Source organism: Clavibacter sp. GW821-FHT01D01 (genome assembly GCF_059422605.1).
Map to the genome: position 1 here is coordinate 96,957 of NZ_JBWKXC010000002.1, position 24,064 is coordinate 121,020.

The 24,064-nt window shown below is 74.7% G+C and carries 23 protein-coding genes; 11 read left to right on the top strand and 12 right to left on the bottom strand.

The features are described 5' to 3' along the window. Positions 1-10: 10 nt before the first annotated feature. Together AC07VC_RS04165 and AC07VC_RS04170 are read right to left on the bottom strand one after the other, a co-directional pair. Positions 11-262 carry a hypothetical protein gene (locus AC07VC_RS04165; protein ID WP_494676050.1) on the bottom strand — a complete coding sequence of 84 codons (252 nt, stop codon included), beginning with the start codon at positions 260-262 and terminating at the stop codon, positions 11-13. Between the two features lie 68 nt (positions 263-330). Beyond that, positions 331-765 (bottom strand): hypothetical protein, encoded by a 435-nt coding sequence (locus AC07VC_RS04170; protein ID WP_094116100.1) that lies wholly within the window; start codon positions 763-765, stop codon positions 331-333. A 91-nt stretch (positions 766-856) separates the two neighbouring features. Here AC07VC_RS04170 and AC07VC_RS04175 point away from each other — a divergent pair, with 91 nt between their 5' ends. Continuing rightward, a complete protein-coding gene (locus AC07VC_RS04175; protein WP_494676049.1) occupies positions 857-1,840 on the top strand; it encodes a 3-methyladenine DNA glycosylase in 984 nt (327 codons plus the stop codon). A 73-nt stretch (positions 1,841-1,913) separates the two neighbouring features. Here AC07VC_RS04175 and AC07VC_RS04180 read toward each other — a convergent pair whose 3' ends face one another. Then, positions 1,914-2,333, bottom strand: coding sequence for an RNA-binding S4 domain-containing protein (locus AC07VC_RS04180; protein ID WP_494676048.1), 420 nt, complete (start codon positions 2,331-2,333; stop codon positions 1,914-1,916). A 43-nt stretch (positions 2,334-2,376) separates the two neighbouring features. Here AC07VC_RS04180 and AC07VC_RS04185 point away from each other — a divergent pair, with 43 nt between their 5' ends. After that, positions 2,377-3,912 carry a flavin monoamine oxidase family protein gene (locus AC07VC_RS04185; RefSeq protein WP_494676047.1) on the top strand — a complete coding sequence of 512 codons (1,536 nt, stop codon included), beginning with the start codon at positions 2,377-2,379 and terminating at the stop codon, positions 3,910-3,912. A 53-nt stretch (positions 3,913-3,965) separates the two neighbouring features. Here AC07VC_RS04185 and AC07VC_RS04190 read toward each other — a convergent pair whose 3' ends face one another. Beyond that, complete coding sequence (locus AC07VC_RS04190; protein WP_494676046.1) at positions 3,966-4,766, bottom strand: Pr6Pr family membrane protein; 801 nt, start codon at positions 4,764-4,766, stop codon at positions 3,966-3,968. Positions 4,767-4,882: 116 nt separating this feature from the next. On the opposite strand from AC07VC_RS04190, the gene AC07VC_RS04195 reads away from it, so the two are divergent. Further along, positions 4,883-5,890, top strand: a complete 1,008-nt coding sequence (locus AC07VC_RS04195; RefSeq protein ID WP_494676045.1) for an NADP-dependent oxidoreductase — start codon at positions 4,883-4,885, stop codon at positions 5,888-5,890. Positions 5,891-5,910: 20 nt separating this feature from the next. Here AC07VC_RS04195 and AC07VC_RS04200 read toward each other — a convergent pair whose 3' ends face one another. Beyond that, on the bottom strand, positions 5,911-6,390 hold the full coding sequence (locus tag AC07VC_RS04200; protein ID WP_494676044.1) for a hypothetical protein: 480 nt from the start codon (positions 6,388-6,390) through the stop codon (positions 5,911-5,913). A 41-nt stretch (positions 6,391-6,431) separates the two neighbouring features. Between AC07VC_RS04200 and AC07VC_RS04205 the strand changes: the two genes are divergently transcribed. Continuing rightward, the gene (locus AC07VC_RS04205; RefSeq protein WP_494676043.1) at positions 6,432-7,388 is read left to right on the top strand and encodes an NUDIX domain-containing protein; all 957 of its coding nucleotides are present in this window, start codon (positions 6,432-6,434) and stop codon (positions 7,386-7,388) included. A gap of 24 nt (positions 7,389-7,412) precedes the next feature. Here AC07VC_RS04205 and AC07VC_RS04210 read toward each other — a convergent pair whose 3' ends face one another. From AC07VC_RS04210 to AC07VC_RS04230, 5 genes are all read right to left on the bottom strand, one after another. Further along, positions 7,413-8,273, bottom strand: a complete 861-nt coding sequence (locus AC07VC_RS04210) for a DUF3097 domain-containing protein (protein WP_494676042.1) — start codon at positions 8,271-8,273, stop codon at positions 7,413-7,415. Then, complete coding sequence (locus AC07VC_RS04215) at positions 8,270-8,551, bottom strand: protealysin inhibitor emfourin (RefSeq protein WP_317228926.1); 282 nt, start codon at positions 8,549-8,551, stop codon at positions 8,270-8,272. The genes AC07VC_RS04210 and AC07VC_RS04215 overlap by 4 nt, the downstream gene beginning before the upstream one ends. After that, positions 8,552-9,598, bottom strand: coding sequence for a M4 family metallopeptidase (locus AC07VC_RS04220; RefSeq protein ID WP_494676041.1), 1,047 nt, complete (start codon positions 9,596-9,598; stop codon positions 8,552-8,554). A gap of 90 nt (positions 9,599-9,688) precedes the next feature. Continuing rightward, positions 9,689-10,417, bottom strand: a complete 729-nt coding sequence (locus AC07VC_RS04225; RefSeq protein ID WP_494676040.1) for a response regulator — start codon at positions 10,415-10,417, stop codon at positions 9,689-9,691. After that, a complete protein-coding gene (locus tag AC07VC_RS04230; RefSeq protein ID WP_494676039.1) occupies positions 10,414-12,120 on the bottom strand; it encodes a sensor histidine kinase in 1,707 nt (568 codons plus the stop codon). The genes AC07VC_RS04225 and AC07VC_RS04230 overlap by 4 nt, the downstream gene beginning before the upstream one ends. Before the next feature lie 143 nt (positions 12,121-12,263). Between AC07VC_RS04230 and AC07VC_RS04235 the strand changes: the two genes are divergently transcribed. From AC07VC_RS04235 to AC07VC_RS04250, 4 genes are all read left to right on the top strand, one after another. Continuing rightward, entirely contained in the window at positions 12,264-13,649 is a 1,386-nt protein-coding gene (locus AC07VC_RS04235; protein WP_317228930.1) for a cation:dicarboxylate symporter family transporter, read from the top strand. Positions 13,650-13,737: 88 nt separating this feature from the next. Continuing rightward, entirely contained in the window at positions 13,738-14,220 is a 483-nt protein-coding gene (locus AC07VC_RS04240; RefSeq protein ID WP_317228931.1) for an FHA domain-containing protein, read from the top strand. Beyond that, positions 14,220-14,921, top strand: a complete 702-nt coding sequence (gene ftsR / locus AC07VC_RS04245) for a transcriptional regulator FtsR (RefSeq protein ID WP_317228932.1) — start codon at positions 14,220-14,222, stop codon at positions 14,919-14,921. Before AC07VC_RS04240 ends, ftsR begins: the two co-directional genes overlap by 1 nt. Positions 14,922-15,186: 265 nt before the next feature. Then, positions 15,187-15,729, top strand: coding sequence for a MerR family transcriptional regulator (locus AC07VC_RS04250; RefSeq protein ID WP_494676038.1), 543 nt, complete (start codon positions 15,187-15,189; stop codon positions 15,727-15,729). A 175-nt stretch (positions 15,730-15,904) separates the two neighbouring features. Here the strand turns inward: AC07VC_RS04250 and AC07VC_RS04255 are convergent, their stop codons facing one another. Further along, positions 15,905-16,717: a ParA family protein gene (locus AC07VC_RS04255; RefSeq protein ID WP_045528295.1), complete on the bottom strand. Its 813-nt coding sequence runs from the start codon at positions 16,715-16,717 to the stop codon at positions 15,905-15,907. A gap of 77 nt (positions 16,718-16,794) precedes the next feature. Here AC07VC_RS04255 and AC07VC_RS04260 point away from each other — a divergent pair, with 77 nt between their 5' ends. The 3 genes from AC07VC_RS04260 to AC07VC_RS04270 are packed head-to-tail and all read left to right on the top strand — an operon-like array spanning position 16,795 to position 22,203. Next, complete coding sequence (locus AC07VC_RS04260; protein ID WP_494676037.1) at positions 16,795-20,202, top strand: pyruvate carboxylase; 3,408 nt, start codon at positions 16,795-16,797, stop codon at positions 20,200-20,202. An 8-nt stretch (positions 20,203-20,210) separates the two neighbouring features. Then, on the top strand, positions 20,211-21,677 hold the full coding sequence (locus AC07VC_RS04265) for a mycothione reductase (protein ID WP_494676036.1): 1,467 nt from the start codon (positions 20,211-20,213) through the stop codon (positions 21,675-21,677). Positions 21,678-21,711: 34 nt separating this feature from the next. Continuing rightward, a complete protein-coding gene (locus AC07VC_RS04270; protein ID WP_317228935.1) occupies positions 21,712-22,203 on the top strand; it encodes a peptide deformylase in 492 nt (163 codons plus the stop codon). Positions 22,204-22,234: 31 nt separating this feature from the next. Here the strand turns inward: AC07VC_RS04270 and AC07VC_RS04275 are convergent, their stop codons facing one another. Continuing rightward, the gene (locus tag AC07VC_RS04275) at positions 22,235-24,061 is read right to left on the bottom strand and encodes an AMP-dependent synthetase/ligase (RefSeq protein ID WP_494676035.1); all 1,827 of its coding nucleotides are present in this window, start codon (positions 24,059-24,061) and stop codon (positions 22,235-22,237) included. Positions 24,062-24,064: the final 3 nt, after the last annotated feature.

A 24,064-nucleotide genomic window follows, 5' to 3' on the forward strand; every position in this document is an offset into this window, starting at 1 on the left:
GGCCGGTGCGTCAGGCGGGCAGGTCGGTGGGCGCGTCCCCGGCGCCCGTGTCGGCGGCGTCCTCGTCGGAGCCCAGGGTGTCGCCGCCGCTGGAGAGGCCGCCGTCGCCCGGGGCCTCGTCGTCGTCCACGTGCTGGATCGACTCGCCGTCGGGCACGGTGCCGCCGATCGCGGAGTCGGTGTCGCCCTCGCCGGGCAGGTCCTGCGTGACGCCGGGGGCGCCCTGGACGGTGGACAGGGGATCGATGTCGGAGTCGCTCATCCCCCGAACGTACGCCGGAGCCCCGCGCGCGTCAGGCGGGCGGGGCTCCGGGCGTGCGGCGGGGCCGCTCAGTCGATGCGCTTCAGGCCGTCCAGGCGGCCCAGCAGGTCGCGGTCCTGCGCGTCGAGGTCGCCCTCGGCCGCGACGACGCGGATGGCGGCCTCGAAGTCGAGGTCCTGGTCGTCGGCGACGCCCGCGACGTCGGCGACGACCCAGAGGAAGCTGACGAGCTCGGGGAGGATCTCCGAGAGCACGGCGTCCGGGAAGATCGCGGCGGCCTGGCGGAACATGCGGTCGGTCGCAGGGCCGCCGAACGCGTGGTCGAGGTCGGCGACGATGCCGTCGTCCTCGTCGAGGTCGGTGGAGATCCAGTTGGCGACGTGCTCGCCGTCGAGGTGGATCGCGGAGACGAAGAGGGGCTCGCCGCGCGAATCGCTCTCGACGATCTCGGTGATCGTGTAGCCGGCGACGCCGGGAGGCGTGGGAAGGGAGTCGTCATCCATGCGCCGATCCTATCCGGGAGGGGTCGGCGCCGGGGCCCGATCCGGGACGCGAGGCGCCGGCCCGCCGAGCCCGCGGAGGTAGCCTCGACGGATGACCACGGCCCCCGAGACCGCCGCCCGGCCCCCGGCCCCGCACCCGGATCCGGACCCGGCTCCCGGGGCGGCCGACCGACCGCTGCCGGCCGTGCTGGATCCCGCCTCCTGGCGCGACCGGGCCGCCCGCCACGCCGAGCGGGCCGACGCCCTCTCCGCCGGGTTCCGCGCACGCCGCCTCGCGGGCCGCACCCACGAGGTCGACGACTTCCTCTTCACCTACTACCCCCACAAGCCCTCGCACCTGCGGCGGTGGCACCCGGGCGCGGGCGCCGTGCTCGCCGACGGCGCCGGCGACGAGCGCGCGGGGTGGCGCTGGTACGCCGCCGACCGCAGCGCGGGCCTGCCCGGAGGCGTGCACGTCGACGCGTCCGCGTACCTCGCGGCGCGCGGGTCCACGGCGTCCTTCGTCGAGCGGATCCTCGCCCGCACCGCCGCCCGCCCCGGCCGCTTCTCGTGCTTCGGACTCCACGAGTGGGCCATGGTCTACCGGGTCGGCCCCGGGGAGCAGCGGCACGAGCGGCTGCCGCTGCGGCTCGGGTCGGCCGCGACCGACGAGGTCGTCGAGGCGCACCGGCTGGCGTGCACGCACATCGACGCGTTCCGCTTCTTCACGCCGGAGGCCGTACCGCGGAACGCGCTCGCGCCCACGCGCGAGACGCAGCCCGACCTCGAGCAGCCCGGCTGCCTCCACGCCGGCATGGACGTCTACAAGTGGGCCACGAAGCTGGGTCCGCTGGTGCCCGGCGAGCTGCTCCTCGACGCGTTCGAGCTGGCGCGCGACATCCGCTCGCTCGACATGCGCGCGAGCCCCTACGACGTCTCGGGCCTGGGGCTCGAGGCCGTCCGCATCGAGGAGCCGGCCGGCAAGGCCCGCTACGCCGCCGAGCAGCGTGCGTTCGCGGAGCGGTCGAACGGGCTGCGGGCTCGGATCCTCACCGAGCTGGCGCACGCGCGCCGGGCTGCCGCCGCGGGACTCTAGGGGGGATCCGCGCCGCGGCTGCGTCGCGCGCCGTCCCGGGACTCGAGCCCGCCTCCCCTCGGGACGGAGCGGGTCAGCGCCCGCGGGCGCCGTCCGGGTCGCGCAGCCGCTCGATCTCGCGCCGGTCGCGCTTCGTCGGCCGCCCCGCCCCGCGGTCGCGCACGACGCCGGCGGGCGCGGCCTCGCGCGGCGGCGGCGGCGGAGTGAGGTCCGTGAGCGCCTCCGCGGCGACCGACGGGCCGACGCGCTTCACGAGCGTGCGGCGCACCACGAGGATCCGCTCGGCGCCCGCCACGCGCACGCGCACCTCGTCGCCCGGCCGGACCGCCTGCGACGCCTTCGCGCGCTCGTCGCCGACCCGCACGTGGCCCGCCCGGCACGCGGCCGTGGCCTGCGACCGGGTCTTGTAGACGCGCACCGCCCAGAGCCAGCTGTCCACGCGGACGGACGCCGGTCCGGCCGGGGCCGGGATCAGCGGGTCGACGGATGCCATCCCCCGACCCTAGGCGACGGCTCCCCGGTACGCTGGCCCGAGCATGTCGATCTCCCGCCGCACCCTCCTCACCGCGTCCGCGTCGGGCCTCTCGCTCCTCGGCCTCGCGGCGTGCACGCGGACGACCCCCGTGCCGGCGACCCCCACGGCCACGCCCTCCGCCACGCCGACCCCGACGCCCACCGTGGGCGCCGCCGGGCTGCCCGAGCCGATCGCCTTCGCGCGGTCCGACTGGACCGGCGACCCCTTCGCGCGCGGATCCGGCAGCTTCCTCCGTCCCGGCGCCACCGCGGCCGACCGCGAGGCCCTCGCCCGCCCCGTCGACGACCGCGTCTTCTTCGCCGGCGAGGCCACGAGCGCCGACCGACCGGGCACCGTCGCGGGCGCCTACGCGTCGGGCCTCCGGGCGGCGGGAGAGGTGGACCGCGCGGGCGCCGGATCCGAGCGCGTCGCCGTCATCGGCGCCGGGATCGCGGGCACGGCCGCCGCCCGGGCCCTCCGCGACGCCGGCCACGACGTGGTCCTCGTCGAGGCGCGGGCCGAGCTGGGCGGCCGCATCCGCGCGGCATCGAGCACCGAGTGGCCGCATCCCGCCGAGCTGGGCGCCCTCTGGATCGCCGCCGACGACGACCACCTGCTCCGCGACGCCCTCGAGGCGGCCGGCATCTCCCGCTACGGCCTCGCGCTCATCCCCGAGCACCGCGGCCCGGACGGAGAGGTCCTCGACGCCTCCGGCGCCGGGGCCGACGCCCTCGCGGCCGCGCGCACGTGGGCCCAGGGGCAGGCCGTCGACGCGAGCGTGGCCGCCGCGCTCCTCGAGACGGGCGCGGACGCCCTGTCCGCCGAGGACGGGGCGGCGTCGCCCGCCGCGCGTCTCGCCGCACTCCTCGCCACGGACGTCGCGATCGCGCACGGCGCCGCCGCGTCCGAGCTCTCCGCCGCCCAGGGCCTCGACGAGGCGTCGCCCGTCGGCAACGTCGCCGTCACGGGCGGGTTCGCGCGCCTCGTCCTGCACCTGCTGCGCGACCAGGACATCGACGTGCTGCGCGAGGCGACGGTCTCCCGCGTCGCCTACGGCAACGGCCCGGTGGGGCTGCGCCTCGGATCCGGGGAGTCGCTGTCGGTCGACCGCGTGGTCGTGACGGTGCCGCTCGGGGTCCTCCAGGAGGGCTCCATCGCGTTCGAGCCCGCGCTGCCGGCCGCGCACGCGACCGCCATCCGCGCGCTGGGATCCGGCAGCGCCGACCGGATCTGGCTGCGGTTCGCCGAGCCGTTCTGGTCGACGACGGCCACGGTCTGGACCTCCACCGACGCGGGCGGCAGCTCGACGCGCTGGTACAACCTCATGCCCGTGTCCGGGGAGCCCGTCCTCATGGCCGAGGTCGGCGCGGCGGCCGCGGAGCGGGTGGCGGCGATGGACGACGACGCGGTTCGGTCGGCGGCGCTGCGCACGCTCGCGCCGTTCGCGGATCCCGAGCTCCTGCCGCCGGAGACGGGGACGGAGACCGGGACGGGGACCGGCGAGCCGACCGACGCGCCGACGACCGCGCCCTCCGGCACGTCCACGCCGGCGCCGTAGCCCGGTCCCGTCCGCGCCCGATCCCACCCGCGCGCGATCCGACGACCGGTGCGCTAGCGGTCCGCCCGCGCGGCCGCCGGCAGCGGGTCGACGGTCGCGCCGTCCGCGTCCGGGGCGCCGGTCCCCGCGGCACCGGGCTCGTCCGACGGCCCCTGCGCGGCAGCACCGGCGGCGCCGGATCGGCGCTCGGCGGGCATGCCCGCACCGGCGGCAGCCGGCGGTCCCGACGCCGCACCCCGCGCCGCCCGCACGCGGCTGAGCGCCACGACGGTCGTCGTCACGCCCGCCAGCACGCCCGCGACGAGCGCCAGCCACGCCGTGATCTCGAACGGCACCCCCACCTGCGCGGGGTCGAGGAAGAAGTACGGGTACCACCCGACGCGCGGGCCGCGGATCTCCGTGAACGCGCACCAGACGAGGGGGAAGGGCATGGCCCACCCGACGGCCTTCCAGGTGACGCGCGGCCGGCCGGGGGCGAGGGTCCAGTCCAGGAGCGCGTAGGCGGGGATCACGAAGTGCAGCAGGCGGCTCGACCACGGCACCTCGACGTAGTACGCCTGCGCGCTCGACTCCAGCACGATGAGGCCGAACACGACGCCGGAGACCACGACGTAGCTGAGCACCACGGCCCGCACGGCCGCCATCAGCGGCGGCTCGACGCCCCCGCGGAGCGCGTGGATCCCCGAGGCGGCGAGCACGACGGCACCGGCCATGCCGCTCTGCGTCGTGAAGTAGCTGAACCAGTTCTCGGCCGCGAAGGTCGTGAACCCCTGCACGTAGTCGAAGTCCGCGACGAGGGCGGCGACCACGACGAGGGCGGCGACCAGGCGCACGGCACCGAGGATCCTCTGCACAGCTCTCCGATCGCGGCCGACTCCCGGCATCCCCGTCGCATCCAGTGTACGAACGAGGTCTCACGATCACCTCCGCGTCCTCGCGCGTCGCGTCCCGGGACGGCAGGATGACGGCCATGAGCCCTTCATCGCGATCCACCAGCCAGCAGGTGCAGTTCGGGTCATTCGGCGGCGTCGACGTCCTCGAGGTCGTCGACGTCCCGCGGCCGTCGCCCGGGCCCGGGGAGGTGCTGGTGGAGGTCTTCGCGGCCGGCATCAACCACATCGAGGCGTACATCCGCCAGGGCCGGTTCCCGGACGAGGTCCCCACGTCCTTCCCCAACGGCCAGGGCAGCGACTTCGCGGGATGCATCGCCGCGGTCGGCGAGGGCGTGACCCGCTTCCGCAAGGGGCAGGACGTCCTCGGCCACACCGTCATGGCGGCGCACGCGACCCACGTGGTGGTGCCCGCCGGCAACGTCGTCCCGAAGCCCGCGCAGCTCCCGTGGGAGGTGGCCGGGGGCCTCTTCCTCGCGGGCCTCGTGGCGCACGACGTCCTCCAGGCCATCAAGCCGGGCGAGGGCGACACCCTCGTCGTGTCGGCCGCGGCAGGCGGCGTCGGGAGCATCGAGGCGCAGCTGGCCAAGCGCCGCGGCGCCCGCGTGATCGGCACCTGCGGGGAGCGCAACTTCGACTACCTGCGGCAGGTCGGAGTCACGCCCGTCGTGTACGGCGACGGCCTGGCCGACCGCATCCGCGCGGCCGCCCCGAACGGCGTGCAGGGCTTCATCGACAACTTCGGCGGCGGCGAGCAGGTCGCCGAGGAGCTCGGCATCCCCGCCAACCGCTTCAGCTCCAGCGACGCCCGCCGCGAGATCGAGCTCGAGGCGGTCCTGCCGCCGGTGGAGGAGGACGACGTGCACCGATCGCGCACGCTCGCCACGGTCGCCGAGCTGGCCGCCAAGCGCGAGGTGGACGTCCTGGTGTCCGGCTTCTACCCGCTCGCCGAGGTGCAGGACGCGTTCGACGACCTGGAGCGACGCCATGCCCGCGGCAAGATCGTGCTCGGCATGCGGCCCGTGCACTACCCGGGCGACCGGCGCAGCACGGCGAAGGCGCGCGACGTCGCGGAGGGCCGCGCCTGACGCGTCCCGGACGGTTCCGGTCAGCGGGCCAGGATCTCCGCCGGCGCCGGCTCGACGGGCCGCTGGATGTGGGCGTCGCGCCACAGCAGCAGGTCGCGCACGGCGGGCGACTCGTCGCACTCCAGCATCGTCACGGCGGCGGGCGGCGTCGCGTCGTTGACGGCGAGCCACGAGCGCACGCGCTCCGACGTGTCGCCCACGAGCACGGTGAGCACGCTCGGGGGCGCCGTCGGGTTGCGAGCGAGGCACGAGCGCACGCCCTCGTCGGGATCGTGCGCGAGCGCCTGCTGGACGTCGAGCGGCGCGTGACGGCTGCTGGCGACGCTCTCCCGCACCTTCGGGTCGCGGTGCTCGGCGAGCAGGCGCAGCCGGCGGATCTTGCTGGGCGTGACCTCCGGTGCGGGATGCAGGGCCGCGGCCTGCTCCGCGGTGAGGACGGCGGGCGCCGTCCGGTGCAGGGCCTCGAGCTGCGCGGCGGTGGTGAACCTGATGCACGACATCCTCGAACGCTACCCGGAGGAGCGCGTGAGATGGTGGGTCCATGACCGCCGAGCGTCCACCCCAGCCTCCGCTCGGCACCCCGCGCGACAGCGGCGACGCCTGGGTCGAGGGCCCCGAGGGGCAGCGCCACTGGGGCGCGTTCGGCGCGGCGGGCCTCCTCGTGCACGACCCCGATCGCGGCGTCCTGCTCCAGCACCGTGTCGCGTGGAGCCACCACGGCGGCACGTGGGGTCTGCCGGGCGGCGCCCGCCACGCGGGCGAGTCCGCGGTCGACGGCGCCGCGCGTGAGGCGGCCGAGGAGGCGGGGGTCCCACCCGCGGGCATCCGGCCGGTGCTCGCGACCGTCCTCGACCTCGGCTTCTGGAGCTACACCACCGTCACGGCCCGCGTCCTCCGTCCCTTCGAGCCCCGCGTCGCGGACGCCGAGAGCATCGCCCTCCGCTGGGTCCCGGTGGAGGAGGTGGGCGCGCTGCCGCTGCATCCCGGCTTCGGCGGGGCCTGGCCCATGCTGCGCGACGAGCTCGCGCGCGAGGTCACCCTGGTCGTCGACGCGGCCAACCTGCTCGGGTCCCGGCCGGACGGGTGGTGGCGCGACCGCGTCGGATCCACGACCCGCCTCCTCGCCGAGCTCGACGCCCTCGCGCGCGACGGGCTGCCCGCGGCCGAGCTCGGCCTCCCGGGCCACGTCCGGTGGCCCCACGTCGTCGCGGTGGTCGAGGGCGACGCGCGCGGGGCGTCCCTGCCCGCGGCGCCGATGACCGACCCGGCATCCCCGACGCTGCGGGCTCCGGGGGTCGCGGTGGTCGCCGCGCCCGCCGACGGCGACGGCGAGATCGTGCGCGTGGCGACCGCGGCCCGTGAGGCCGGACGCGACGTCGTGGTGGTCACGGCAGACCGCGGGCTCGCCGCGCGCGTCGAGGCCCGGGGTGCGCGCGTCGCGGGTCCCGGGCGGATCCGGGCGCTCCTCGACGCGCGTCGGGTTCCCGGCCTCGGCTGACGGCGCCGCCGCCGGCCCGCGCCGTCAGCGCCCGGCGGGATCCGTGACGAAGTCGATGAGCTGCTCCACCCGGCCGAGGAGCGCGGGCTCCAGGTCCTGGTAGGAGCGCACCTGCCCGAGGATCCGCTGCCACGCCCGGGCGATGTCCGCCTGCTCCGCGTGCGGCCAGCCGAGCGCCGCGCAGATGCCGTGCTTCCACTCCACGTTCCGGGGGATCACCGGCCACTCGCGCAGTCCGAGGCGCCCGGGCTTCACCGACTGCCAGACGTCGACGTAGGGGTGGCCCACCACGAGCGCGTGCGCGCGGTGCGGCCCGCGGGCGACGGACTCGGCGATGCGGCTCTCCTTCGAGCCGGGCACGAGGTGGTCGACGAGCACCCCCACGCGGCGACCGCGCCCGGGCCGGAAGCGGTCGAGCTCCTCGTCGAGGTGGTCGACGCCCTCCAGGTACTCGACGACGACGCCCTCGATCCGCAGGTCCTCGCCCCACACCCGCTCCACGAGCTCGGCGTCGTGCCGGCCCTCCACGAAGATGCGGCTGGGGAGCGCGACGCGGGCGCGGGCGTCGGCGACCGCGAGCGAACCGGATGCCGTCCGGGCGGGGCCCGTCGGCGCCGCGCGGGGCGCGCGCAGGGCCACGGGCTCGCCCTCGAGGAGGAACGCGCCGCCGAGCGGGAACGTGCGCTGCTTCCGCCGGAAGTCCTCGAGCACGACCATGCCGGACTCGACGCGCACGATCGCGCCGCAGAAGCCCGTCGACAGCTCCTCGACCACGAGGTCGCGCGTCGCGTCCTGCGGACGGGGCGCCGCCTTCGCGGGCCCGCGCCAGCCGGGGGCGAGCACGTCCTCTCCGTAGCGGTCGTCGTCGAAGGGGGGCGGCGTCATGCTCCCAGGGTGCCACGGGAGGCATCGCGCACCCGGTCGACGAGCCGACGCCAGGGGCCGTCGACCGCCGCCTCGCCGAGGCGCGCCTCGCGGTCGCCCGCGCGCACCAGGTAGACGAAGCGGTCGGCTCCCGGGCTCGGCGGGGACGGCGCGTCCCAGGGGCACTCGTCGAGGAGCGCGTCCCAGTCCGCGCGGTCGTCCGCGGCGGCGTCGACGCGCACCGACCAGGTGCGGGTCATGCCCGCCATCCCGCCCGTGCGCGACACGGCGATCTCCACCTAGACCTCGATCCCGACGCCCTCCCACGCCGCCTGGATCGCGGCGACCTCGGACGCGCCCTCACCGTACCGCGCCGTCGCCGCGTCCACGGTGGCCCGGGCGAACCGCGGGAAGTCGCAGTCGGGCCGCACGGTGCCGGCGACCATCACGTCGTACCAGACCCGCCCCGCGCCCTCCCAGGCCCGCCCGCCGATGGCGGTGGCCGCGAGGAAGAACGCGCGGTTCGGGATGCCGGAGTTGACGTGCACGCCCCCGTTGTCCTCCGCGGTCTCCACGTAGTCGTCCATGTGCCCGGGTTGCGGGTCCTTCCCGAGCACGTCGTCGTCGTACGCGGTGCCCGGGGCGCGCATGGAGCGGAGCGCGAGCCCGGTCGACCGGTCGAGGAACAGCTCCGCGCCGACGAGCCAGTCCGCCTGGTCGGCGGTCTGCCCGAGCGAGTGCTGCTCCACGAGCACGCCGAACACGTCCGAGATCGACTCGTTGAGCGCGCCCGACTGCCCCTGGTACACGAGGCCGAGGGTCAGCTCCGTGACGCCGTGGGCGAGCTCGTGGCCGATGACCGTCAGCGAGCGCGTGAAGGGCGCGAACACCTCGCCGTCCCCGTCGCCGAAGACCATGCGCGTGCCGTCCCAGAACGCGTTGTCGTACTCCTCGCCGTAGTGCACGGTCGCCAGCAGCGGCAGGCCGCGGTCGTCGAGCGAGGCCCGGCCGTAGACCTCCGAGAAGAGCGCGTAGGTGGCGCCGAGCCCGGCGTAGGCCTCGTCGACCTGCGCGTCGCCGATGTCGGGCGCGCCCTCGACGCGGACCGTCCGGCCCGGCAGCTCCTCGCGGTTCTGGGCGTCCGACACGGTCCGGTGGATCCCCGACGGGTCCCGTTCCGCGAGCGCCGCGGAGTCGGGCAGGGCACCCGGCCCGCGGCGGTCGTGGATGAGCGGCCCCTGGTCGCGGAGGGCGCGGCGCGCGGCCTGCCGCGCGGCGGACACCCGGTCGGGGTCGGCCTCGGCGAGGCGGGTCAGCAGGTACGGGGGGAGGATCGTGCGTCTCATGCACCGAAGACTCGCACGGGGCGGTGACATCGTCACGGGTCGCGGCGGATCCCGTCGCGGGCCGTCCGTCGCACCCCGCGCCGGGTGGGCTCAGCGGGTCCAGCGGTACCCGAGCTCGGGGCGGCCGGGCGTCCCGTATCTCGGCACGCGCTCGACCTGGCCGACGTCCGCGAGGTACTCGAGGTACCGCCGGGCCGTCACGCGGGACACGTCGAGCGCACCGGACACCTCGGCGGCGGACACGCCCTCGGCCGCGCGCGCGCCCTCCCGGGGGGCCGCGCCGTCGACCGGGCCGTCCGCGCGCGCGATGCCGCGCACGAGGTCCAGCGTCTCCGCCGACATGCCCTTCGGCAGCCGTGCGTCGGACGCGGGGGAGCGGAGCGCCGCGAGGGCCCGGTCGACCTGCAGCTGCGTCGTGCTGCCGCTCCCGGCCCCGAGCCCCTCGCGATAGCCGACGTACGCGGCCATCTTCTCCGCGAAGGCCGCGAACGTGAACGGCTTGATGAGGTACTGCACGATCCCCGCGGTCACGGAGCTGCGCACGACGGCCTGGTCGCGCACGGCCGTCACCGCCACGACGTCGGTCGCCCGCCCGGCGGCGCGCAGCCGACGGCAGACCTCGAGGCCGTGCATGTCGGGGAGGGTCATGTCGAGGAGCACCAGGTCGATCCCGTCGGGCCCGGCGTCCGCCACGAGCCGCAGGGCCTCGCCGCCCGTGTGGGCGACCCCCGCGACGAGGAAGCCGTCGAGCCGACCCACGTAGGCGGCGTGCGCCTCCGCGGTCAGGACGTCGTCGTCGACGACCAGCACGCGGATCACGCCCGCACCCCGCCGTCTCGCGCGTCCGCGTCGGCCGGCAGCACGACGCGGAAGCGCGCGCCGCCCAGCCGCGCGTCCGCGTCCGCCACCTCGACCCGCCCGCCGAGCCGCGCGGCCGAGCGCGCGACGAGCGCGAGCCCCACCCCGCGCGGCCCGTCGTCGCCCGTCTTGGTCGTGACCCCGAACTCGAGGACGCGCGCGCGGATCCCGGGATCCACCCCCGGCCCGTCGTCCGCCACCTCGATGACGAGCGCCCCCGCGGTGGTCCGCGACAGCGACAGCTCCACGCGGCCGCGGTCCACGCCCCGGGCCGTGGCGACGGAGGGGTCCGCGGCGGCGTCGATGGCGTTGTCGACCAGGTTCCCGACGACGGTCACCAGCTCGGTCGCGGGCACCCCCGGGTCGCCGGTGCCGTCGGCGACGCGCACGGTCAGCTCCACCCCGCGCTCGGCGGCCTGGGCGGCCTTGCCGCGCACCAGGGCCCGCACCACCGGATCGGCGTCCTCGGCGAGACCGCCCTCGGACGCGCGCCGGTCCGTCTCGAGCTCGGAGGCCGCCAGCGCGAGCGCCTCGCGCGGTCGCTCCAGCTCGATGAGCGAGACGATGGTGTGCAGCCGATTCGCGAACTCGTGCGTCTGCGCGCGCATGGCGTCGGAGAGCGTCCGCAGCGTCGCCAGCTCGCCCGACAGGCGCTGGATCTCCGTCCGGTCCCGGAGCGTCGTCACCGTCCCGAGGCGCGCGGCGCTCCCGGTCCGGCCCGTCGGCAGCGCGGGCCGCTGGGTGACCACGAGGACGCGCCCGGACGGCAGGTGCACGACCTCGTCCGCCGTGGTGCCCTCGGCGAGCAGCCGCCCGATCGCCGCGGGCAGGCCGAGGCTCCCGACCTCGACGGGACCGGCGGAGGGATCAACGTCGAGGTCCAGCAGCTCGGCCGCCTGGTCGTTGTGCAGCACGAGCCGCCGGTCCCGGTCGACGAGCACGATGCCCTCGCCGACCGAGTGGAGCACCGACTCGTAGTACGCGAGCATGCGGGCCATCTCCTCGGGTCCGAGTCCCCAGGTGGTGCGCGCGAGCGACCGGCTGAGGAGGACGGCCCCCGCGGCGAGGAGGAGGGCGAGCGCGCCGACCGTCCCGATGAGCCCGGGCAGGCGCGCCGCGAGGACCTCCGAGACGCGCTCGACGGTGACCCCGGCCGCCACCAGCCCCACGATGCCCCCGTCCGCGTCGCGCACGGGGACGACGGCCCGTACGCTCGGCCCGAGCGTCCCCGTGTAGGTCTCGGTCATCGTGCGCCCGGCGAGCGCGGGACCGGTGGTGCCGAGGTACCGCCGGCCGATCTCGTCGGGGTCCGGGTGCGTCACCCGCACGGTGTCGCGGTCCATGATCGTGACGAAGTCCACCCCGGTGTCGCGCGTCACGTCCCGGGAGTAGCCCAGGAGCGCGGCCGTGGGGTCCGCCGACGCGAGCCCCTCCGCGACCCGGGGCGAGTCGGCCACGGTGATGGCGACGGCCAGGCTCCGGTCGGCGGCGGACTGCTCGGCCCGCTGCCGGGAGTCGGCCCACAGCGCCGCGGTCGCGACCACGGCCACCAGGAGGAGGACCCCGAGCTGGACCACCAGGAGCCGGGCGGCGATGCCGCGGGGGAGGCGCGGCCGTCGGGAGCGGGGGTCGCGTGCGGGGCCGGGCAGCGCGCCTCGCGACATGCTGCCTCCTCGCGTCCGCGGCCGGCACCCCGGCAGGAACATTATGAACACAACGACGGCCGGGCCCCGAGCGTGGGACATCCTGACGAGGACCGCCTGGCGCACCCCGTGCGCCGGCGCCGCTCACGAGACAAGGACGTCCCATGACCAACCCCATCGCCGCGCTCCGCCGCCTGGACCGCCAGCACTACCTCTACATCGCCGTCATCCTGGCGGTCCTCCTCGGCGTCACCGTCGGGCTCGTCGCCCCCGAGACGGGAGTGGCGCTCAAGCCGGTCGGCGACGCCTTCGTCGCCCTCATCAAGATGATGATCGCGCCCATCATCTTCTGCACCATCGTCCTCGGCGTCGGCTCGGTCGCGAAGGCCGCGACGGTGGGCCGGGTCGGCGGCCTCGCCCTCCTCTACTTCATCGTCATGTCGACGTTCGCGCTGGCCATCGGCCTGCTGGTCGGCAACCTCGTGCACCCGGGCGAGGGCCTCGACCTCAGCGGCCTGCGCGCGCCGGAGGGCTCGACGGAGGCGACGGGCGAGAAGGACTTCCTCCTCTCGATCATCCCGACGTCGCTCCTCTCCTCGCTCACCTCCGGCAGCATCCTGCAGACGCTGTTCGTGGCGCTGCTCGTCGGCTTCGCGCTGCAGCAGCTCGGGAAGCGCGGCGAGCCGGTGCTCGAGGGCATCCGCAACATCCAGGTCCTCGTCTTCCGCATCCTCAGCATGGTGATGTGGGTGGCCCCGATCGGCGCGTTCGGCGCCATCGCCGCGGTCGTCGGCGCCACCGGGTTCCAGGCGGTCATCAGCCTCGCGACCCTCATGATCGGCTTCTACGTCACCTGCGCGCTGTTCATCGTGGCGGTCCTCGGCCCGCTGCTGTGGTTCGTCGCCCGCGTCAGCATCTTCAAGCTCATGCGCTACCTCGGCCGCGAGTACCTGCTCATCGTGTCCACGTCGTCGTCCGAGGTGGCACTGCCCCGGCTCATCGCGAAGATGGAGCACGTCGGCGTCTCGCGCCCGGTCGTCGGCATCACGGTCCCCACGGGCTACTCGTTCAACCTCGACGGCACGGCCATCTACCTGACCATGGCGTCCCTGTTCATCGCGAGCGCCCTCGGCAGCCCGCTGGCCATCGGCGAGCAGGTGTCGCTGCTGGTCTTCATGATCATCGCCTCCAAGGGCGCCGCGGGCGTCACGGGCGCCGGCCTCGCGACCCTGGCCGGCGGGCTCCAGTCCCACCGCCCCGACCTGGTGGACGGCGTCGGCCTCATCGTCGGCATCGACCGCTTCATGTCCGAGGCGCGCGCGCTCACGAACTTCACCGGCAACGCGGTGGCGACGCTGCTCATCGGCACCTGGACCCGCGGCATCGACGCGGAGCGCGTGGCCCTCGTCCTCGGCGGCGGCGACCCCTTCGACGAGGCGAGCATGGGCGCGGAGCACGGGGCCCGGCTGGAGGCGCCCGCCGAGGCGCTCGAGGCCGACGTCACGCGCTCCGCGGGGTCCGGCGACGAGCCGCGCCCGGCCTCTCGCTGAGCCGGGTCGGGGCCACGCCCGGGGCGATCCCGCCGTGGTCCCGGCCGTGTCCGATCCGTTACGCTGTCAGGTCACAGGAGGTACGACCATGGATGGACGCGAAGACGGTCACGGCGCCACGCGCGTGCCCGAGCAGTACACGAGCACGGACACCACGGCCACCTTCCGCGACGAGCTGGGAGCGGCCCTCGCGGGCCTCGACGGCGCGGTCTCGGCCGAGGAGAAGGACGCCGTCACGGCCCTGCCCTCCGGCTCCGCCCTTCTCGTCGTCCGCCGCGGTCCGAACCAGGGCGCGCGCTTCCTCCTCGACGCCGACGTCACGGTCGCCGGCCGTCACCCGGACGCCGACATCTTCCTCGACGACGTGACGGTGTCGCGCCGTCACGCGGAGTTCATCCGCCAGGGGACCTCGTTCCAGGTGAAGGACCTCGGCTCCCTCAACGGCACCTACTTCGACGGGGTCCGCATCGACACCGCCCTGCTCCAGGACGGCGCCGAGGTCCAGGTCGGCAAGTTCCGCCTCACGTTCTACGCGTCCCGCACCGACCTTGTCGGCCGGACGACCGAGTAGTGCCGGCGTCCGCCGCCCGGTCGACGCCCGCCCGCACCCCCGGTCTCCTCAGCATCGGACAGGTGCTGGCGCGCCTGACGCCGGAGTTCCCCGACCTGACCAACAGCAAGCTCCGCTTCCTCGAGGAGCAGGGGCTCGTCCAGCCGTCGCGGACGGAGTCCGGCTACCGCAAGTTCAGCCCGGCCGACGTCGAGCGGCTGCGGACCGTCCTCGGCATGCAGCGCGACCACTACCTGCCGCTCAAGGTCATCCGCTCCTACCTGCGCGACCTCGACGCCGGCCTGTCGCCGGCCCTGCCCGGCGGCGCGACCACGCCCCCCGTCTCCATGCTCGACCAGGAGCGGCGCTACAGCAGGGCGGAGCTCGTCCGCGAGTCGGGAGCCACCGCCCCGCTGCTCGGCGACGCGATCACCGCGGGCGTGCTCGTGCCCGCCGAGGTGTACGGCGAGGAGGCGGTGCAGGTCATGCGCGCGCTCGTCGAGCTGCAGCGCACCGGCATCGAGCCGCGCCACCTCCGGGGCTTCCGCCAGGCCGCGGAGCGGGAGCTGAGCCTCATCGAGTCGGCGCTCGTCCCCGTGTCCCGGCGCCGCGACGCGTCCAGCCGCGCGCATGCGGCGGAGCTCGCCCGCGAGATCGCGACCCAGCTGGAGGTCGTGCGGGGCAGCCTCATCCGCTCCGCGCTCGGCCGCCTCTCCTCCTGATCGGCCTGGCGCCCGGGCGACCGGCCCGTAGACTGACGTGTCCGCACGGGACGATCCGCACGTCGGACCGGTCCGGCGGGACCGGTCGATGCGCGCCCCCGCGGGGGGCGTGGCGGAGCGCCGGGACGACACGCCGGGCGCTTCCGCCGGATGTCGTTGATCGGGCCCGCGGGCCCCGCTACCGTGAGAGCACGATCCCGACGAACCGACCCGAGCAGCGCGCGCACCCCACGGGGGCGGACGCCGAGGGGTGGAAGGCAGAACGATGAGCGACTCCACCCCGGACTCCGGGAGATACGACCTCGGTCTGCTGTTCACCGACGGCCTCCCCGAGATGGACGCCGGCGCCGGCTACCGCGGCGCCGTCGCCGCCCGCGCCGCGGGGATCACCTACCGCCAGCTCGACTACTGGGCACGCACCGGCCTCGTCGAGCCCACCGTCCGCGGCGCCTCCGGCTCCGGCACGCAGCGCCTCTACGGGTTCCGCGACATCCTCGTCCTCAAGCTCGTCAAGCGCCTCCTCGACACCGGCATCTCCCTCCAGCAGATCCGCACCGCGGTGAACCAGCTGCGCGAGTCCGGCGTCGTCGACCTGGCGCAGACCACCCTCATGAGCGACGGCGCCAGCGTCTACCTCTGCACCAGCAACGACGAGGTCATCGACCTGGTCAGCCGCGGCCAGGGCGTGTTCGGCATCGCCGTCGGCAAGGTCCTCCGCGAGGTGGAGCACAGCCTCGTCGAGATCGACACGCAGACCGTCGACCCCACCGACGAGCTCGCCGCACGACGGGCCGTCAAGGCCTCCTAGGCCCTACCGGGGCCGCGGGGTCCCTGGAGAGCGCGGCCGCCTCGCAGCGCGGTCGTTCCGTGGCAGCGCTCTCGGCGCGGGTGCCCCCATGCTCCGGACGTGCCTCCTCGCGCCGACGCGACGAGCGCGCCGGACGGCAGGACCCCGCAGGCCGACCCGCACGGGTCGGAGCGGATCAGCGGGCGGCGTTCTCCGCGTAGTCGCCGATCTTGGCGGTGCGCATGATGCGCTCGAGGAGCTGGTCGAAGTTGCGCGCCATCTCCTGCGCGCTCTCGCCGGGCCACACGTGGAGCGGCTTGGCGGCGCCCTGCGCCTGCTGGAGCGACGTGCGCTCGGGCAGCTGCGGGCTCAGCACGAGCGGGCCGAACATGTCGCGGAGCTCCTTGATGCGGAACTGGTGCTCGAGCGACTGGACGCGCGCCCGGTTCACGATGATGCCGAGGGGCTGCAGGCGGGGCGAGAGTCCGCGCCGGATCTCCTCGATGGCGCGCAGCGCGCGGTCCGCGGCGGCGACCGAGAAGAGGCCGGGCTCGGTGACGACCGTCACGCGGTCGCTGGCGGCCCACGCGGTGCGCGTGAGGGCGTTGAGCGAGGGCGCGCAGTCGATGAGCACGAGGTCGTAGTCGGCCTCGACGTTCGCGAGGGCCTCCTCGAGCTTCCAGATGTCGCGGATGCTGGGGTGCGGGCCGTCGAAGTTGATGGCGGACGGGCTGCCGATCATGACGTCGATGGTGCCCGTGCGGCCCTTGGTCCAGCCGCTGGGGGCGATGGCCGCGCGCACGATCTTCTCCTTGGGGGAGGCGAGCACGTCGGCGACGTTGAGGTGGCCGGCGACCTGGATGTCCATGCCGGTCGACACGTCGGCCTGCGGGTCGAGGTCGACCACGAGGGTCCTCAAGCCGCGGGAGAAGGCGGCGGACGCCAGTCCCAGGGTCACGGTGGTCTTTCCCACGCCCCCCTTGAGGGAGCTGACGCTGAGTACATGCACGGGTGACAGGCTACCGTCGATACTCTGGGAGAACCTAAACGCGGGGGTCCCGAAGCCCGTCTGACGAGAGGCCCGCCATGTTCACGAAGATCCTCGTCGCCAACCGGGGGGAGATCGCGATCCGGGCGTTCCGGGCCGCCGTCGAGCTGGGCGCCCGCACCGTGGCCGTGTACCCCCACGAGGACCGGCACTCCCTGCACCGCCTGAAGGCCGACGAGGCCTACCTCATCGGCGAGGAGGGCCACCCCGTCCGGGCCTACCTCGACGTCGACGAGATCATCCGCGTGGCGCTCGAGTCCGGGGCCGACGCCATCTACCCGGGGTACGGGTTCCTGTCGGAGAACCCGGGCCTCGCGCGCGCCGCGGCGGACAACGGCATCGTCTTCATCGGCCCCGGCGCGGACGTGCTCGAGATGGCCGGCAACAAGGTCACGGCGAAGGAGCACGCGACGCGGGCCGGTGTCCCGGTCCTCGCGTCGACCCCGCCGTCGAGGGACGTGGACCTGCTGCTCTCCCAGGCGGAGGGGATCGGCTTCCCGGTGTTCGCGAAGGCCGTCGCGGGCGGCGGCGGGCGCGGCATGCGGCGCGTCGAGCGGCCGGAGGACCTCGAGGGCGCGCTCCGCGCCGCCATGCGCGAGGCGGAAAGCGCCTTCGGGGACCCCACCATGTTCCTCGAGCAGGCGGTGCTCCGTCCGCGGCACATCGAGGTGCAGATCCTCGCGGACGCCGCGGGCGAGACCGTGCACCTGTTCGAGCGCGACTGCTCGGTGCAGCGCCGCCACCAGAAGGTCGTGGAGATCGCGCCCGCGCCGAACCTCGATCCGGCCGTCCGCGACGCCATGCACGCGCACGCCGTCGCCTTCGCCCGCAGCATCGGGTACGTGAACGCCGGCACGGTCGAGTTCCTGCTCGACACCGACGGTCCGCGCGCGGGCCAGCACGTCTTCATCGAGATGAACCCGCGCATCCAGGTGGAGCACACCGTGACCGAGGAGGTCACCGACGTCGACCTCGTGCAGTCGCAGATGCGCATCGCGGCGGGGGAGACCCTGGCCGGCCTCGGCCTCCACCAGGACGACATCGTGCTGCACGGCGCCGCCCTCCAGTGCCGGATCACGACGGAGGACCCGGCGCAGGGCTTCCAGCCCGACACCGGGAAGATCACGACCTACCGCTCGCCGGGCGGCGGCGGGATCCGCATCGACGGCGGCACGGTCGCGACCGGAGCGCAGATCAGCCCGCACTTCGACTCCATGCTCGCGAAGCTCACCTGCCGGGGCCGCGACTTCGCCACCGCGGTCACGCGCGCCAAGCGGGCCCTGGCGGAGTTCCGCATCCGGGGCGTCTCCACCAACATCCCGTTCCTCCAGGGCGTCCTCGACGACCCCGCGTTCCAGGCGGGCGACCTGAGCACCTCCTTCATCGACGAGCGCCCGGGCCTCGTGCGCAGCAACGTCTCGAAGGACCGCGGCACGAAGATCCTCAACTGGCTCGCCGACGTCACGGTGAACCAGCCGAACGGCCCCCGCACCGCGGCCGTCCGCCCCGCGGACAAGCTGCCCGCGGTCGACCTGCAGCAGCCGGCCCCCGCGGGATCCCGGCAGCGCCTCCTCGAGCTCGGCCCGCGCGGCTTCGCCGAGGCCCTGCGCGCGCAGACCGCCCTCGCCGTCACCGAGACGACGTTCCGCGACGCGCACCAGTCGCTGCTCGCCACGCGCGTGCGCACCCGCGACCTCGTCGCCGTCGCGCCCCACGTCGCGCGCACCACCCCGGAGCTGCTGTCGGTCGAGGCATGGGGTGGGGCGACGTACGACGTCGCCCTCCGGTTCCTCGGCGAGGACCCGTGGGAGCGGCTCGCGTCGCTCCGCGAGGCGCTCCCGAACATCGCCATCCAGATGCTGCTGCGCGGGGCCAACACCGTGGGCTACACGCCGTACCCGGTCGAGGTCACCGACGCCTTCGTGCAGGAGGCCGCCGCCACCGGCGTCGACGTCTTCCGCATCTTCGACGCCCTCAACGACGTCGAGCGCATGCGCCCCGCCATCGACTCCGTGCTCGCGACCGGCACCACCGTCGCGGAGGTCGCGCTCTGCTACACGGGCAACCTGCTCGACCCCGCGGAGGACCTCTACACGCTCGACTACTACCTGGGCCTCGCCGAGCGCAGCGTGCAGGCCGGCGCGCACGTCCTCGCGATCAAGGACATGGCCGGGCTCCTCCGCCCGGCCGCGGCCGAGCGGCTCGTCACCGCGCTGCGCCGCGAGTTCGACCTCCCGGTGCACGTGCACACCCACGACACCGCGGGCGGGCAGCTCGCCACCCTCCTCGCCGCCAGCCGCGCGGGCGCCGACGCGGTCGACGTCGCCAGCGCGCCGATGTCGGGCACCACGAGCCAGCCGTCGGCCTCGGCGCTGGTGGCCGCCCTCGCCGACACCGAGCGGGACACGGGCCTCTCCCTCGACGCGGTCAGCGACCTCGAGCCCTACTGGGAGGCCGTGCGGCGTCTCTACCGCCCCTTCGAGTCCGGGCTCCCCGGTCCGACGGGGCGGGTGTACCGCCACGAGATCCCGGGCGGCCAGCTGTCGAACCTGCGGCAGCAGGCGATCGCCCTCGGCCTCGCCGACGACTTCGAGCTCATCGAGGACATGTACGCCGCCGCCGACCGCATCCTCGGCCGCATCCCCAAGGTCACCCCGTCCTCGAAGGTGGTGGGCGACCTCGCCCTGCAGCTCGCCGCTGCGAGAGCCGACCCGCACGACTTCGCGGAGAACCCGCAGGACTACGACATCCCCGACTCCGTCGTCGGCTTCATGGCGGGCGAGCTGGGCGACCTCCCCGGCGGCTGGCCCGAGCCCTTCCGCACCCGCGTCCTGCAGGGCCGCGACGTGCGCATCGGCGTGACGCCGCTCACCGCCGAGGACCGCGGGGCGCTCGAGGTGCCCGGGGCCGCCAGGCGCCGGACGCTCAACCGCCTCCTGTTCCCGCAGCCGACGGAGCAGTTCGAGACCATCCGGGAGCTGTTCGGCGACCTGTCGGTCCTCGACACCGACGACTACCTGCACGGGCTCCGCCCCGGCCAGGAGCACGCCGTGAGGATCGGCCGCGGCGTCGAGGTGCTCATCGGCCTCGAGGCGGTCGGCGAGGCGGACGAGTCGGGCATGCGCACCGTCATGGTCGTCATGAACGGCCAGCTCCGTCCCGTCTTCGTGCGCGACCGCCGCATCGCGGTCACCACCGTCGCGGCCGAGAAGGGCGACCCGTCGCGGCCCGGGCACGTGTCGGCGCCGTTCTCGGGCGTCGTGACGCTCAAGGTCGAGGAGGGCGCCGTCGTCGCGGCTGGCCAGGCGGTCGCGTCCATCGAGGCCATGAAGATGGAGGCGGCCATCACGTCGCCCGTCGCGGGACGCGTCGCGCGCCTCGCGGTGCCCACCACGCAGCAGGTCGACGCGGGCGACCTGCTCGTGGTCGTCGAGGACCAGGGATAGAGGAGCGGATGACCGGCACGGGACACGACGAGGACGAGCGCTACGACCTGGTGATCGTGGGCGGCGGATCGGGCAACTCGATCGTCGACGAGCGCTTCGCGGGCCAGCGGGTGCTCATCGTCGACGACGGCGAGCACTTCGGCGGCACCTGCCTCAACGCGGGGTGCATCCCCACGAAGATGCTCGTGCACGTGGCGGACCTGGCGGCCGACACCCGCGACGCCCCGGCGCTCGGCCTCCGCGCCACGGTGGACGCCGTCGACTGGCCCGCCATCGCCGCCCGGGTCTTCGGGCGCATCGACGCCATCAGCGAGGGCGGCCGGGAGTGGCGCGAGTCCGGCATGGAGGACGTCACCCTGCTCCGCGAGAGCGTGGGCTTCGAGGCTCCCGGCGTGCTCGTGACGGCCAGCGGGCGGCGGATCCACGCCGACCGCGTCGTGCTCGCGGCGGGCTCCCGTCCGCGCCCGCTCCCCGCGGCGTACACCCCGGACCCGGCGATCCACGACTCCGACTCCATCATGCGCATCGCCGAGCTCCCCGCCTCGCTCCTGATCGTCGGCGGCGGGTACGTGGCCGCGGAGTTCGCCCACGTGTTCAGCCACCTGGGCGTGCACGTGACGCAGGTGGCGCGCTCCTCCCGGCTCCTCGGCACGCTCGACGAGGACGTGTCCACGCGCTTCACGACGCTCGCCCGCACGCAGTGGGACGTCATCACGGACTGCGAGGTGGAGGAGATCGAGCGCGACGGCGCCGTCCTGCGCTCGCGCCTCGCGTCCGGCCACCTCGTCGAGACGGAGGCCGTCCTCGTCGCGCTCGGCCGCATCCCCAACTCCGACACGCTCGCCGTCGTGAACGCGGGGTACGACCTGCACGCGGACGGTCGCGTCGCGGTCGACGACCGGCAGCGCGTCCTCGCGGGCGGCGAGCCCGTCCCCGGGGTATTCGCGCTCGGCGACATCAGCGCGGAGCACTCGCTCAAGCACGTCGCGAACCACCAGGCCCGCGTGGTCCAGCACAACCTCCTGCACCCGGACGACCTCGTCGGCGGCGCGCCGGGACCCGTCCCGCAGGCCGTTTTCTCCCGTCCGCAGATCGGCGCGTTCGGCCTCACGGAGGCGGAGGCGCGCGCGGCGGGCCCCGTGGTCACGGTGGAGCAGCCGTACTCCTCCACCGCGTGGGGCTGGGCGCTCGAGGACACGACGTCGTTCTGCAAGCTCGTCGTCGACCCGCGCGACGGCGGCACGCTCCTCGGCGCGCACATCATCGGGTCGGACTCGGCGGCCCTCATCCAGCCGCTGCTCCAGGCCGCGAGCCTCGGCCTCCGCGTGACGGGGCTCGCCCGCGCGCAGTACTGGCCGCATCCCGCCGTCACGGAGGTCGTGGAGAACGCCCTGCTGTCCGTCGAGTCCGCGGTGGCCGAGTGGGCACGGGAGAATGGTCCGGGCGATGCGCCCGCGGGAGCCGATCGACCCTGAGCGGCCCACCGCAGAGGACCCACGGAAGCAGAGAATGACTGAACGACAGATCCGCCTGTTCGGCGATCCGGTGCTGAAGACCGTCTCCACGGAGATCCACGAGATCGACGAGGGGGTCCGCGCCCTCGTGGAGGACCTCCTCGACAGCGTGCGCCCGGACGGCCGCGCCGGCGTCGCCGCCGCCCAGATCGGCGTCAACCTGCGGGCGTTCAGCTACAACGTGGGTCCCGCGTTCGGCTACATCCTCAATCCCGTCATCGAGGAGCTGCGCGGCGAGGCCGTGCTGGTCGACGAGGGCTGCCTGTCGGTCCCCGGGCTCTGGTTCCCCACCATGCGCCACCCCGAGGCCGTCATCAGCGGGACCGACCTCGACGGGAAGCCGGTGCGCCTCGAGGGCACGGGCGTCCTCGCGCAGGCCTTCCAGCACGAGGTGGACCACCTCGACGGCCTCGTCTACCTCGACCGCCTCGACAAGCAGCGCCGACGCGAGGCCATGAAGCAGGTGCGCGAGTCCGACTGGTTCTGACCGGTCGGCCCGCGCACCCGCTCGGGCGCGCTCAGTGCACCAGCGAGTGCCCCTCCGTGTTCGGCGCCGCCTCGTAGATGCGCGTGATGACGTCGCCGAAGGCGTCCAGCACCACCTGGCGCTTGATGCTGAGCTTCGGCGTGAGGTGGCCCGCCGCCTCGGTGAGCTCCACGGGCAGCACGACGAACTTCCGGATGGACTCCGCGCGCGACACCGTCGCGTTGGCCGCGTCGACGGCGCGCTGCACCTCGGCGAGCACCGCCGGGTTCTGCGACGCCTGCTCCAGCGTCAGCGCCGGGTCCTGGCCGTTGTTGCCGAGCCAGACCTTGAGCATCTCGGGGTCGAGCGTGATGAGCGCGGAGATGAACGGGCGGCGGTCGCCCGCCACCACGACCTGCCCGACGAGCGGGTTCGCGCGGATCGGGTCCTCGAGCGCCGCGGGGGCCACGTTCTTGCCCCCGGCCGTGACGATGATCTCCTTCTTCCGGCCCGTGATCGTGAGGTACCCGTCGGCGTCGTAGCTGCCGAGGTCGCCCGTCCGGAACCAGCCGTCGTCGAAGACCGCGGCGGTCGCCTCCTCGTCCTGCCAGTACCCGTCGAAGACGTTGACGCCCTTGACCTCGATCTCGCCCTCGTCGGTGATGCGGGTGGACACGCCCGGGAGAGCCGGGCCCACCGTGCCGATGCGGAAGCCCTTGACGAGGTTGACGCTGACCGGCGCCGTGGTCTCGGTGAGGCCGTAGCCCTCGAGGATCGTGAGCCCGAGCGAGCGGTAGAAGTGGCCGAGCCGGAGGCCGAGCGGCGCCGAGCCGCTCACGGCGAACCGCACGCGCCCGCCCATCGCCTGCCGGATCTTGGAGTAGACGAGCGCGTCGAAGACCTTGAACTGCAGCTTCAGCGCGAGCGGCACCTTCCCGGCGTCGATCGCGACGGAGTGCGCGTAGGCGACCTCCGCGGCCTTGCGGAAGACCTTCCCGCGGCCGGCGCCCTCCGCCTTCTGCTCCGACGAGTTGTAGACCTTCTCGAACACGCGCGGCACCGCGAGCAGGAAGGTCGGCTGGAAGGACGCGAGCGCCGGGAGCAGCTGCGTGGTGTCGGCCTGGTGCCCGGTCTTCACGCCGGCCTGCACGTTGAGGATGCTGATGAAGCGCGCGAACACGTGCGCCGTCGTGATGAACAGCAGGGTCGACGCGCCCACGCGCACGACCTCCTCCATCGCGACCTCGGCGTTCCGGGCCAGCTCGACGAAGTTCGCGTGGGTGAGCACGCAGCCCTTCGGCCGCCCGGTCGTGCCGGAGGTGTAGATCAGGGTCGCCATGTCCGAGCCCACGGCGATGTTCCGCCGGCGCTCGATCTCGGCGTCGGGCACGTCCACGCCCTGCTCGGCGAGCTTGTCCAGGTCGCCGAGGTCGATCTGCCACACGTGCCGCACGTCCGGCAGCTCCGGGTGGACCTCGTCGAAGCGGGAGAAGTGCTCAGCGGATTCGAGGATCACGGCGACGCTGCCGGAGTCCTGCAGGTTCCAGTGCACCTGGCCGGGGGAGGACGTCTCGTAGACCGGGACGAGGACGCCGCCCGCGAAGAACACCGCGAAGTCCACGAGCGTCCACTCGTAGCGCGTGCGGCACATCATGCCGATCCGCTCGCCGGGCTGGAGGCCCGCGGCGACGAGTCCCTTCGCGAGGGCCACGACCTGGCGGTGGAACTCGGCCGCCGTGACGTCGCTCCACCCGCCCTTCCCGTCCGGCAGCGCGAACAGCGGGGCGTCGGGGCTCGTCCTCACGCGGTGCACCAGGACATCGGTGATGTTGTCGTCGGGTCTGGCCTCGACGACGGCGGGCATGGTGTGCTGTTCCACGGC